Source organism: Agrobacterium sp. rho-13.3, assembly GCF_033957765.2.
In the GTDB taxonomy this organism is placed as follows: Bacteria; Pseudomonadota; Alphaproteobacteria; order Rhizobiales; family Rhizobiaceae; genus Agrobacterium.
This window is the reverse complement of the sequence record NZ_CP192774.1, coordinates 2,588,264-2,600,761: the sequence shown is the minus strand read 5'-3', so window position 1 is coordinate 2,600,761 and position 12,498 is coordinate 2,588,264. Positions and strand designations below refer to the sequence as shown.

The 12,498-nt window shown below is 57.8% G+C and carries 10 protein-coding genes and 2 riboswitches; of the genes, 7 read left to right on the top strand and 3 right to left on the bottom strand.

What is annotated here, in order from left to right; all coding sequences use genetic code 11:
* Nucleotides 1-4 precede the first annotated feature (4 nt).
* Entirely contained in the window at nucleotides 5-1,027 is a 1,023-nt protein-coding gene (locus tag RMR16_RS12700; protein WP_320201143.1) for an aldose epimerase family protein, read from the bottom strand.
* 83 nt (nucleotides 1,028-1,110) lie between these two features.
* Entirely contained in the window at nucleotides 1,111-2,037 is a 927-nt protein-coding gene (gene metA, locus RMR16_RS12695) for a homoserine O-acetyltransferase MetA (RefSeq protein ID WP_320201144.1), read from the bottom strand.
* 78 nt (nucleotides 2,038-2,115) lie between these two features.
* A riboswitch (SAM riboswitch) is annotated at nucleotides 2,116-2,192 on the bottom strand.
* An 89-nt stretch (nucleotides 2,193-2,281) separates the two neighbouring features.
* On the opposite strand from metA, the gene RMR16_RS12690 reads away from it, so the two are divergent.
* From RMR16_RS12690 to RMR16_RS12660, 7 genes are all read left to right on the top strand, one after another.
* Complete coding sequence (locus tag RMR16_RS12690; protein ID WP_320201145.1) at nucleotides 2,282-2,932, top strand: thiamine diphosphokinase; 651 nt, start codon at nucleotides 2,282-2,284, stop codon at nucleotides 2,930-2,932.
* 4 nt (nucleotides 2,933-2,936) lie between these two features.
* Nucleotides 2,937-4,763 (top strand): ABC-F family ATP-binding cassette domain-containing protein, encoded by a 1,827-nt coding sequence (locus tag RMR16_RS12685; RefSeq protein WP_320201146.1) that lies wholly within the window; start codon nucleotides 2,937-2,939, stop codon nucleotides 4,761-4,763.
* A 137-nt stretch (nucleotides 4,764-4,900) separates the two neighbouring features.
* Entirely contained in the window at nucleotides 4,901-5,293 is a 393-nt protein-coding gene (locus RMR16_RS12680; RefSeq protein ID WP_320201147.1) for a VOC family protein, read from the top strand.
* A 45-nt stretch (nucleotides 5,294-5,338) separates the two neighbouring features.
* Nucleotides 5,339-5,447: riboswitch (TPP riboswitch) on the top strand.
* Between the two features lie 42 nt (nucleotides 5,448-5,489).
* Entirely contained in the window at nucleotides 5,490-6,503 is a 1,014-nt protein-coding gene (gene thiB, locus RMR16_RS12675; protein WP_320201148.1) for a thiamine ABC transporter substrate binding subunit, read from the top strand.
* Nucleotides 6,504-6,513: 10 nt separating this feature from the next.
* Nucleotides 6,514-8,139 carry a thiamine/thiamine pyrophosphate ABC transporter permease ThiP gene (thiP, locus tag RMR16_RS12670; RefSeq protein WP_320201149.1) on the top strand — a complete coding sequence of 542 codons (1,626 nt, stop codon included), beginning with the start codon at nucleotides 6,514-6,516 and terminating at the stop codon, nucleotides 8,137-8,139.
* The gene (locus RMR16_RS12665) at nucleotides 8,136-8,852 is read left to right on the top strand and encodes a thiamine ABC transporter ATP-binding protein (RefSeq protein WP_320201150.1); all 717 of its coding nucleotides are present in this window, start codon (nucleotides 8,136-8,138) and stop codon (nucleotides 8,850-8,852) included. The genes thiP and RMR16_RS12665 overlap by 4 nt, the downstream gene beginning before the upstream one ends.
* 300 nt (nucleotides 8,853-9,152) lie before the next feature.
* Nucleotides 9,153-10,676, top strand: a complete 1,524-nt coding sequence (locus RMR16_RS12660; protein WP_320201178.1) for a M48 family metalloprotease — start codon at nucleotides 9,153-9,155, stop codon at nucleotides 10,674-10,676.
* 149 nt (nucleotides 10,677-10,825) lie between these two features.
* On the opposite strand, the gene leuC is transcribed toward RMR16_RS12660, so the two are convergent.
* Complete coding sequence (gene leuC, locus RMR16_RS12655) at nucleotides 10,826-12,235, bottom strand: 3-isopropylmalate dehydratase large subunit (protein WP_320201151.1); 1,410 nt, start codon at nucleotides 12,233-12,235, stop codon at nucleotides 10,826-10,828.
* Nucleotides 12,236-12,498 lie beyond the last annotated feature (263 nt).

The following is a 12,498-nucleotide window of genomic DNA, read 5'->3' as shown; positions in this document are numbered from 1 at the left end:
AACCTCAGCCCTTCGTGAAGATGTAGTCCGTTTCCTGCCGCAAAGTCTCGCCGGGGCGCAAGACGCCGTTCGGGAAAGCTTCATGATTGACGGCATCCGGCCAGATCTGCGTTTCAAGGCAGAAACCGGCAAACGGGCCGTAATGGCGTCCATCCAGACCCGGCACCGCTGTGTTCAGTTTGAATGCGGAGTAGAACTGTACGCCCGGCTCGGTCGTTTGCACTTCAAGGGCAATGTTGGAGGCAGGCGCATAGACCCGCGCCACTTTGCGCTTTGCCACACGTTCCGGCGAAAGGCAGAAATTATGGTCGTAGAGAACCTGTTCGCCGTTTTCCAGCCGCTTCATGGAGCCTGATTGGCGCAAGTCGAAGCCGGTGCCGTCCACGGGGCGGATTTCGCCGGTCGGAATTTGCCGCTCGTCCGTTGGCAGATAATGATCGGCAGCGATTTCGATCTCATGGCCGAGCGCGGTTTCCGCGCCATCCAGATTGAAATAGGAATGCTGGCAGATATTGGCGATACTAGGCTCGTCGGTGGTCGTCTCATAGACCACGGACAGCACACCACCGTCGCGGATCGTATAGGTCGCGGTGATGGCGCAATTGCCGGGATATCCGGCGCGGCCATCGGGATCGACGATCTGCAACACCACATGGCTTGGGCCATGTTCCATGATCAGCCAGTTGCGCTTGCCGATGCCATCGCTGCCGCCATGAATGTGGGTGACGCCCTTTTCGTTCAGCTCAAGCTGATAGGATTTGCCATCGATGCTGAATTTGCCGCTGTCGATGCGGTTGGCATTGCGGCCCGGCGTCGCGCCGAAATAGGAGGAATATTTCGGGTAATCATCAAACTTGTCGAAGCCCAGAACCAGCGGTGGCTGGTGGCCGTCAAGCCGCAAATCCTGAATGACCGCGCCCCAGGTGATGACGTTGGCGGTCAGCCCGCCTGCAGAAATCGTCACGCGCTCGACCTTCTCGCCCGTTGACGTTATTCCGAAATTTTCCCGTGCGCCGCCGTCACTCATCGTGTCTCTCCCATTCGATAGAACCGGGCCGGACGTTGCTTTATTTTCCGGCCCTGCGCAATCTTAAATGGAACGGCTCGGAATTAAGCCGCCTCTTTGCCGATGGCGTCCAGCTCATACGGCGTTGTCTGGTATATCTCGTTGATCCAGTTGCCAAAGAACAGGTGGGCGTGGCTGCGCCAGCGGTTCAGCGGCGTCAGCGCCGGATCATTGTGCGGGAAATAATCATGCGGCAGCTTGATGGGTACGCCCGCATCCACATCGCGGAAATACTCATCTGACAGCGATGTGGAATCATATTCCACATGGTTGAACATATAGAGCCGCTTGCCGCGTTTTTCATGCGCCAGACACACGCCCATTTCTTCGGATTCCATCAGGATTTCCAGTTCCGGGTGCTGCTCGATGTCGGCGCGGCGCACCTCCGTCCAGCGGGAAACCGGCACCTGAAAATCATCTGAAAAGCCGCTCAGATAGATGGACGAGGGGCTCAGATTGCGGTGGCGATACACGCCGAAGGCTTTTTCCTTCAGCTCATGTTTCGGCACACCATGGAAATGGTAAATTCCGGCCATGGCGCCCCAGCAGACGTTGAGTGTTGAATGAACATTGGTTTCCGTCCAGTCGAAAATCTTTTGCATTTCTTCCCAGTAGGTCACGTCCTCATAGGTCAGCTTTTCAACGGGCGCACCTGTTATGATGAAGCCATCGAACTTGCGGTGGCGTACCTCTTCCCATGTTTCATAGAAGGACAGCAAATGTTCTTCCGGCGTGTTCTTGGCCCGGTGGCCGCCAATACGCACCAGCGATAGCTCCACCTGAAGCGGGGAAGCTCCGACCAGACGCGCCATCTGGACCTCGGTTTTGATCTTGTTCGGCATGAGATTGAGAAGCCCGATTTGCAGCGGGCGAATATCCTGCCGCACAGCCGCCGTTTCGGTCATGACGCGCACGCCTTCCTGTACCAAAGTCTCGTAGGCAGGCAGCGTATCGGGTATCTTAATCGGCATCTCGAACTCACTTTCACGGCGACAAAAGGCCTAGAAAACAAAAAAACCGGCAGCGAAATCGCAGCCGGTCCTCGGAAATTGCCTGTTTCCTCGACCATTTAGCAACTTCTTTAAAGTGGCTGCAAGCCGGTCGGCAAATCACCACTGGCCTGTGTCTTAATCCTGTTGGGATCGAAAATCAATATCGCTGCATTACAGGGCTTTTCGGCCTTCCAATGTTGCGCCGTGCAGGATATTGCAGGGCATGACAGCGCACCACTTCACCATTCTGCTCGGCGGTACCATTACCGTCACGCATCGCTTGCAAAAAGCGGTGGCGGGCGCCCGTGTGATTGCGGCAGATAGCGGAATGCGCCATGCCGATGCGCTTGGCCTTGTGCCGGAACTGTGGGTGGGGGATTTCGATTCCTCTGACAAAGCGTTGCTCGAGCGCTGGCCCGATGTCACGCAGCAGCCTTTCCCGGCCGCAAAAGGCGTGACGGATGGCGAGATTGCCGTCTCGGAAGCCCTGGCACGCGGCGCAAAGCGGCTGACGCTGGTGGGCGCGCTGGCCGGTGAACGATCCGACCATGCGGTGTTTCATCTGCTTTATGCCGTTTCTCTGGCGGAGCGTGGTTTCGAGGTCGTGCTGACCTCGGGTGAGGAAGAGGCCTATCCGCTGCTGGAAGGCGCTTTCGAGCTTGATCTGCCTGCCGGATCGCTGTTTTCCGTCGCCGGTTTCACCGCGCTTGATGGCCTCGATATTGAGAATGCCCGTTACCCCTTGGCCGATTTTGCGCTTGCTTTCGGCTCATCGCGCACTATTTCCAACGTGGCGGAGGGCGCTTTGCGCTTTCGCCTGAAAAGCGGCAAAGCCATCGTGCTTGCCCGTCCTTATGACCTGACCGGAGCCTGAACCCTTGGCACCCCCCATTCTGAAACTCGACAATATCATGCTGACCTTCGGCGTTACCCCGCTGCTGGACGGTGCAAATCTGCAAGTGGAACCCGGCGACCGCATCTGTCTGGTTGGCCGCAACGGTTCCGGCAAATCGACGCTGATGAAAATCGCCGCCGGTCTGGTTGAGGCGCAGTCGGGTGAAATTTTCCGGCATCCGTCCGCGACCATCCGTTATCTGGATCAGGCACCGGATTTTGCCGGTTACGAGACGGTGCAGGCCTATGCCGAAGCAGGTCTGGGGCCGGGCGACGACCATTACCGTGTGACCTATCTGCTGGAACATCTGGGGCTGACGGGTCAGGAACATCCCTCCAGCCTTTCCGGTGGTGAAGCGCGCCGTGCCGCCCTCGTGCGGGTCATGGCACCCGAACCCGATATTTTGATGCTGGACGAGCCGACCAACCATCTGGACCTGCCGACGATCGAATGGCTGGAAGGTGAATTGCAACAGACGCGCAGCGCGCTGGTGCTGATTTCGCATGACCGTCGTTTTCTGGAAAAAGTGTCCACTGCCACCGTCTGGCTGGATCGTGGTCAGGCGCGTCGCCTCAGCCGTGGTTTCGGCCATTTCGAGGAATGGCGCGACAAGGTGCTGGAAGAAGAAGAGTTGGAACAGCACAAGCTCGGCAAAGCCATCGAGCGCGAAGAACACTGGATGCGCTATGGCGTCACCGCGCGCCGCAAGCGTAACATGCGCCGCGTGGGTGAACTTCAGGCCATGCGCGCGGATTATCGTGGCCACAAGGGGCCGACAGGCTCCGTGCAGGCAACGGCGGCGGAAGGTCGCGAGTCCGGCAAGCTGGTGATCGAAGCCGACAACATCACCAAGTCTTATGGTGAACGCACCATCGTCGCCCCGTTTTCGCTGCGTGTCCATCGCGGGGACTGCATCGGTTTTGTCGGACCAAACGGCGCGGGCAAGACAACGCTGTTGAAGATGCTGACGGGTCAGCTTGAGCCGGACACCGGCACGGTCAAGCTCGGCACCAATCTGGAAATCGCCACGCTGGACCAGAAGCGTGAGGATTTGAACCCCAACGATACACTGGCGCATTATCTGACGGATGGGCGCGGCGAGAACCTTCTGGTCAACAATGAGCTGAAGCACGTCACCGGTTATATGAAGGACTTTCTGTTCCAGCCGGAACAGGCCCGCACACCCATCCGCAATCTGTCCGGTGGTGAGCGCGCACGTTTGATGTTGGCGCGCATTCTGGCGCGTCCGACCAACCTTTTGATCCTCGACGAGCCGACCAACGATCTGGATATCGAAACGCTGGATTTGTTGCAGGAAATCGTTGCCAGCTTCACCGGCACCGTCATTCTCGTCAGCCACGACCGCGACTTTCTCGACCGCACCGTCACCTCCACCATCGCCCCCGCAAACCCGGATGCGCCGGATGGCCGCTGGATCGAATATGCCGGTGGCTATTCGGACATGATGGCGCAGCGCAAGGGCGCGTCCGACGAGAAGAAAAAAGCCGAAAAGCAGGAAAAGGCCAAGGGTTCTTCGTCCTCTGCTTCATCTTCTGACCCGGCAAAAGCCAAGGTCAAAATGTCCTTCAAGCAGAAATTCGCGCTCGAAAATCTGCCGAAGGAAATGGAAAAAGCCCAGGGCGAGATCGCCAAACGCGAAGAGCGCATGGCCGACCCCAATCTTTTCGCCAAGGACCCCAACGCGTTCAGCAAGCTCGCCGAAGAAATGTCGCGGTTGCGCGCAAAGCTGGAAACCATGGAAGAAGAGTGGTTGGAGCTGGAAATGCTGCGCGAAGAGCTGGAAAGCTGAAATCCATTCTTCCCTCATACCGGCTCAAGGCCGGAATGACGGAGGGAGCATAATGTTGCGCAAAGGAGACTCGCCTCCCATCTTTGATAGGAAAGCCTATTAAGCTTTGCTGTTTTCAAAACGGAGGAGTTCTGAACATGCGTATGATTTTCGTCAATCTGCCCGTCAAGAATATCGAAATCTCGAAAGCCTTTTTCACCGCGCTCGGTTTCAACTTCAATCCGGAATATTCCGATGAGCGCACGCTCTGCATGATCGTCGATAAAAACATCTTCGTCATGCTGCTTCAGGAAGAGCGGTTCCGTGATTTCATCAATGGCGATATTGCCGATGCCAAGAACACCAAGGAAGTGCTGACCTGCCTTTCCGCTGCAAGCCGGGAAGAGATCGACCAGACGATTGCCACGGCACTCGCCTCCGGTGGCAATGCGTGGAAGCCATCGCAGGATCATGGCTTTATGTATGCAGGCAGCTTTCAAGACCCGGATGGTCATGTCTGGGAACTCGTGCATATGCCGGCACAGGCGTAACACGAAGCCATCTTGCCAATCCACTATACTCAGATTACATCTTCGCTTGCTCTAACGGGGTGCTTTGTTCCAACGGAACAAGGCTGAGAGGCTTTGCCAACCCGAAGAACCTGATCCGGTTAACACCGGCGGAGGGATTAGACGGCTTCCATCCAAGGCGCCTATTCCTGCTACCCATTTCAAGGAGGTGCTCTTGATGTTTCGTCGTTTTTTCGTTCAGTCTCTCGTTGCCGTGTCGTTCTTGCTGCCCGCTATTGCGGTGGCGCAGGATAAAAAGACGCTGACCGTCTATACCTATGAAAGCTTCGTTTCCAAATGGGGGCCCGGTCCCAAGGTGAAAGAGGCGTTCGAAAAGACCTGCAATTGCACCGTCAATTTTGTGGGTGTGGCCGATGGCGTGGCGCTGCTGAACCGGCTGAAACTGGAAGGCACCAGCTCCAAGGCCGATGTCGTGGTCGGTCTCGACACGAACCTCATAGCAGAAGCCAAGCAGACCGGCTTGTTCGAAGCCTCGGGCGTCGATACGTCTGCGGCCAAAGTGCCGGGCGGCTTCAAGGACGATGTTTTCGTGCCTTATGACTACGGCCACTTCGCCGTTGTCTACGATACCCAGATCCTGAAGAATCCGCCAAAAAGTCTGAAGGAACTGGTGGAAGGCGATCCCTCGCAGAAGATCGCCATTCAAGACCCGCGCACCTCGACACCCGGCCTTGGCCTGCTGTTATGGGTGAAGTCGGTTTACGGCGACAAGGCACCGGAAGCATGGGCAAAGCTCAAGAACCGCGTGCTGACCGTCACTCCCGGCTGGTCGGAATCCTACGGCCTGTTCACCAAGGGCGAAGTGCCGATGGTGCTGTCCTACACCACCTCGCCCGCCTACCATATGGTCGCAGAAAACTCGGATCGCTATCAGGCGGCCAGCTTCGAGGAAGGTCATTATATCCAGATCGAAGTCGCAGGCATCATGAAGAATGCGCCGGAACAGGCACTGGCAAAGCAGTTCCTCTCTTTCGTGCTGACAACAGGTTTTCAGGATGCCATTCCTGAAAACAACTGGATGATGCCGGTTGCCGCCACCTCCACACCTCTGCCGGATGCCTTTTCCAAGCTGGTGCAGCCGTCCAAGACGTTCCTGATGTCGCCGGAAGAGGTGGCCAAGAATCGCAAGGCATGGATCGACGAATGGCTGACTGCCATGAGCGTGAAGTAACGTTGCCTCCATGATTGAGCGCCGTGATCGTCGCAGGTTCATCTTGAGCGGGGCGGTGGCATTTGCCGCCGTTCTGTTGTTCATGGGCCTTGCCGTCGCGGCACTTCTGTCTTTCGATACGGGTGCGGCGTCCGAGGCTTTGTTGGATGCCTATACGCTGCGCATCCTGCGTTTCACGCTGTGGCAGGCCACGCTTTCCACCCTCATTTCCATTCTGTTGGGATTACCGGTGGCGCTGGCGCTTGCCCGCCAACGGGCATTTCCGGGCCGCATCTGGATCATCCGGTTGATGGCGGTGCCGATGGGTCTGCCGGTTATTGTCGGCGCGCTTGGCATCATTGCCATCTGGGGCAGGCAGGGCGTTTTCAACACGATGCTTTTGTCCGCAGGGGCAGAGCAGCCCTTCAGCATTTACGGCCTGTCCGGCATTCTCATCGCCCATGTGTTCTTCAACCTGCCGCTGGCCGTGCGGTTTTTTCTGGCCGGGCTGGAACGCATTCCGGGCGAATACTGGCGCATGAGCGCCAGCCTCGGCATGGCGCCGCTTTCCACCTTTCGGTTCATTGAATGGCCAGCCGTGGCGCGGCTGATACCGGGCATCGCAGGGCTGATCTTCATGCTCTGCGCCACCAGCTTCACCCTCGTCCTGCTGCTCGGCGGTGGGCCAGCGGCCACGACAATCGAGGTGGCGATCTATCAGGCATTGCGGTTCGATTTCGATCCACCCCGCGCCATTGCGCTGTCTTTGATGCAAATTGCGGTGACGGGTGTTCTGCTTGGGCTTCTGGCGCTACTGCCTTCCGCCGATGCCGAGGCTCAAACGCAAGGCCGCGCGGTTCGGCGGTTTGATGGCGAAGGATTTGTGCGGCGCCTGTGGGATGGCCTTGTCATTCTGCTGGCTTTGCTGCTGGTCGGCCTTCCATTGATTGCCGTCGCATCTTCCGGTCTGTCTGCTGATCTGCCTCGTCTTTTGACTGAGCACACCTTCTGGCAGGCATTTGCCACGAGCCTTACGGTCGCACTCGTGTCGGCATCGCTTGCGCTTCTCCTTTCCACCGCGCTCATTCGCGCCCGCCAAGTCATCGCCGCCCGCAGAAACGTCAGCGCGCCGTTGAATGCTTTTTCCACGGCGCTTGGTGCTGGCTCATCGCTGGTGCTTTTGGTGCCGCCGGTGGTGTTGGGCAGTGGCTGGTTTCTGCTGTTAAGGCCCTTCGGTGATGTCGCCCTGTTTGCGCCCGCACTGGTCGCCGCCATCAATATGCTGATGGCGCTGCCCTTCGTCATGCGGGTGCTGGAACCTGCCTTCATCACCCATCAGGCTCGAACGGGCCATCTGGCTGCCAGCCTCGGTGTCTCCGGGTTCTCCCGGCTTCGGCTTGTCGATTGGCCGGTTTTGTGGCGTCCCATCGCCATGGCCTTCTCCTTCGCCATGGCGCTTTCGCTGGGCGATCTGGGTGCCGTTGCCCTGTTCGGCTCTGAAAGCTTCGTGACTTTGCCCTGGCTGGTCTATAGCAATATGGGCAGTTACAGAACCAATGACGCGGCAGGTTATGCGGTCATTCTCGGTGTCATCTGCCTCTGCCTGGCAGTGGGCGGTGTGTCGCGGCAATCCACCTCAGCGAAAGCGGTCGCATGAATTTGCATGATTGGGGTGCCAGCCTCGACAACATCACGCTGAAACTCGGCAATCAGGATTTCGCCTTCGATTGCGGGTTTGAGCGCGGCAAGGTTACGGCGGTCGTCGGGCCATCCGGGTCTGGAAAATCCACGCTGCTCAATCTCGTCGCCGGGTTCGAAGCGCCCGATATGGGCCGCGTCCTGATCGACGGGCAGGACATGCATGGGCTGGACCCTTCAGAACGGCCCGTTTCGCTGATTTTTCAGGACAATAATCTCTTTGCGCATCTGGATATTTTTACCAATGTCGGGCTGGGCGTGAACCCGTCTTTGAAACTGTCGCAGGATGAAAAAACATCGGTGAAGACTGCGCTCGCCCGCGTCGGCCTTGCCGGTTTCGAAAAACGTCTGCCCTCCAGCATGTCGGGTGGAGAGCGGCAAAGGGCGGCACTGGCCAGAGCCTTGGTGCGCAAACGGTCCTTGATGTTGCTGGATGAACCATTTGCAGCGCTCGATCCCGGTCTGCGCGCTGGCATGGCTGGTCTTCTCAAAGACCTTCACGGCGAGATGAAAAACACCATTCTTCTGGTCACGCACCATCCGGATGATATCAGGCGTCTTGCCCAGTCCGTTGTTTTTCTGTCTGCCGGTCGCATTCTTTACAAAGGCAGTGTCGATGATTTCTTTGCCGCCAAAGATGTAGAAGAGATCAACACGTTTCTGGCGGTGTAAGCATGTCGCGTAAAAGTGTGTAGCGGTTTTTCAACAACGACATGCGAAGAAACAAATCGTCACAATTTCGACGCGGGTGGCTGTCAATCCTTCAAAAACACGAAGTCGATGCTCAAATTTTGCACTTGCGAATTCTAATCAACTGCTTGAAAGCTAAGCGAAGAATTTCTCCCCTTGAAATATTTCCGCATGATGGATCGTTTTCAGTGTTTGAGCATTCAAGTGCCCGTACGGGTAATCTGGTATTCTGGTCTGCAATTAACGGATGATCAGGAACGTTAGGAGCAGACAAGCAGAATGATGACGTGTGTGAAGGCTCCGCAAAGCCACACCTTCGGTCAAAACGCGTGGCAATGGGGCAGGGCGTCAAGACGCGTGCTCGCGCTTGCGGTCGCCGGTTTTGTCCTGTCATCGTGCCAGTCGCTGTTCAGCCCGTCTTACCAGTCCACGTTGAAGCCCTCTGATAATCCCCAGACCGTGGAAGAAGTGCAGAAAAATGATCCGCGCGCGCAGATGGGCGCCCGCGAACACCCGCGGATCGTTGCAAGTTATGGCGGCGAATATCACGACGACAAGACAGAACGCCTCGTGGCCCGAATCACCGGGGCGCTGACGGCGGTGTCGGAAAATCCGCAGCAATCCTACCGCATCACCATTTTGAATTCTCCCGCAATCAATGCCTTTGCGTTGCCGGGTGGTTATCTTTACGTGACACGCGGCCTTCTGGCGCTTGCCAATGACGCCTCTGAAGTTGCCGCCGTTCTGTCGCATGAAATGGGCCACGTCACCGCCAACCACGGCATCGAGCGCCAGCGCCGCGAAGAAGCCGAAGTCATCGCCAGCCGTGTTGTGGCGGAAGTTCTGTCCAGCGATCTGGCCGGAAAACAGGCCTTGGCGCGTGGCAAACTGCGCCTCGCCGCTTTCTCCCGCCAGCAGGAATTGCAGGCGGATGTGATCGGCGTGCGGATGCTGGGCGAAGCGGGATATGATCCTTACGCTTCGCCGCGTTTCCTTGATTCCATGGCCGCTTACGCCCGTTTCACCTCGGCTGATCCCGATAGCGACCAGAGCCTCGACTTCCTTTCCAGCCACCCCAACACGCCGCAGCGCATCGAGCTTGCCCGCCGCCACGCGCGTGCTTTCGGGCAGGAGGGCCAGGTGGGCGACAAGGGCCGCGACTGGTTCCTGAACGGCATTGACGGCCTGCTGTATGGCGACAGCCCGCAAGAGGGGTATGTGCGTGGCAACACCTTCCTGCATGGCAGTCTCGGCATTCGTTTCGATGTGCCGGAAGGTTTCCAGATCGACAACAAGGTCGAGGCGGTTCTGGCAACCGGCCCCGGCGAAATGGCCATCCGTTTCGATGGCGTGGCCGACCCCAAGCAGTCGACGCTGACCAATTATCTCACCAGCGGCTGGGTTGCAGGTCTCATTCCGGAAACGGTTCGCGAAACGGAAATCAACGGTCTGCCCGCCGCAACGGCGCGTGCCTCCGCGGATAAATGGGATTTCGATGTCACCGTCATTCGTGTCGGTCAGCAGATATTCCGCTTCCTGACAGCGGTGCCGAAGGGTAGCCCGCAGCTGGATAGCGTCGCCAATGTGCTGCGCACCAGCTTCCGCAAAATGACACCGGCAGAGATTTCGGCCCTCAAGCCGCTGCGCGTACGGGTCGTCACCGCCAAACCCGGCGAAACCGTCGCATCGCTCGCCGCCCGCATGATGGGCACCGATCGCAAGATCGAACTCTTCCGCGTCCTCAACGCCATGAGCGCAACAGCCGTGGTCCAACCCGGCGACCGCGTCAAGATCATCGCCGAATAAAAAACCCCGGATTGCTCCGGGGTTGGGTCAAAGGAGTGCGAAAACCTCTCCTTCGTCATCCTCGGCCTTGTGCCGAGGATCTACTCACGCCGATACAAAATTCGACGCCGCAGATGCCCGGGACTAGCCCGAGCATGACGATGGCGTTCTTAATGCCAGTCGCGCACGTCGACGAAGTGACCCGCAACAGCCGCTGCCGCTGCCATGGCAGGGGACACGAGGTGCGTGCGGCTCTTATAGCCCTGGCGGCCTTCGAAGTTGCGGTTGGAGGTTGAGGCGCAACGTTCGCCGGGGGCGAGGCGGTCGTCGTTCATGGCAAGGCACATGGAGCAGCCGGGTTCGCGCCACTCAAAACCTGCTTCGAGGAAAATCTTGTCCAGACCTTCCTTTTCCGCCTGTTCTTTCACGAGGCCGGAGCCGGGAACGATCATCGCAGAAACCGTCGGTGCCACCTTGCGGCCTTCAACGACCTTGGCAGCAGCGCGCAAATCCTCGATGCGGCCATTGGTGCAGGAGCCGATGAAGACACGGTCGATGGCGATATCCGTCATCTTCGTGCCGGGCTTCAGGCCCATATATTCAAGGGCGCGATATTTGGAGTTGCGCTTGTTTTCGTCGGTGATTTCAGACGGATCAGGAACGATACCCTGCACGGATACCACGTCTTCGGGGGACGAACCCCAAGACACGATAGGCGGCAGATTGGCGGCATCCAGCACGACAATCTTGTCGTAATGCGCGCCTTCGTCGGATTTCAGCGTTTTCCAATAGGCGATGGCCTGATCCAGCACTTCGCCCTTCGGCGAACGCGGCTTGTCCTTGATGTATTCGAATGTGGTTTCGTCAGGTGCAACCAGACCAGCGCGAGCGCCACCCTCGATGGTCATGTTGCAGACCGTCATGCGGCCTTCCATGGACAGCGAACGGATCGCTTCACCGGCAAATTCGATGACGTGGCCGGTGCCGCCTGCGGTGCCGATTTCGCCGATGATGGCCAGGATGATGTCCTTGGCCGTCACCCCTTGTGGCACTTTGCCGTCCACACGCACCAGCATGTTTTTGGCCTTCTTCTGGATCAGCGTCTGGGTCGCCAGAACGTGTTCCACTTCAGATGTACCGATGCCGTGCGCCAGCGCGCCGAAAGCGCCATGCGTGGACGTGTGGCTGTCACCGCACACAATCGTCATGCCGGGCAGCGTGAAACCCTGTTCCGGGCCAACGATGTGGACGATGCCCTGGCGTTTATCGCGCTCGGAATAATATTCGACGCCGAATTCCGCAGCATTCTGCGCCAGCGCTTCCACCTGAATGCGGCTTTCCTCGTTCTTGATGCCCTCAAGACGGTCAGCGGTGGTCGGAACGTTGTGGTCGACCACAGCCAGCGTGCGCGATGGCGAATGCACCGGGCGACCGGCCAGACGCAAACCTTCAAAGGCCTGAGGTGACGTCACTTCGTGAACGAGGTGACGGTCAATGTAGAGAAGACAGGTTCCGTCCGGGTCGCGATTGACGACGTGGTCATCCCAGATTTTATCATACAGGGTGCGGGGTGCGCTCATGGCTTTATCCATCGAATTTTGAAAAAAGAGATTAGGATTCGCAAAAAGGCTGACAGCCTCTCGGAAGAGCTGTCAGGCGAACGTAAGTCGGCTATTCAGCGCGCCGCACATGCGCGCAAAAAAGCGTGCCGGCAGACGCTTGTGGTCCTGCAACACGAAAATGTTTTGCGCGAGACATCCGAATTTCGATCCCATAGGCTTTTCATAGCAGATCGGCTTTTCAACAGCAATATTGCTGCTGCTCAAGAAAACTACACGCAAAA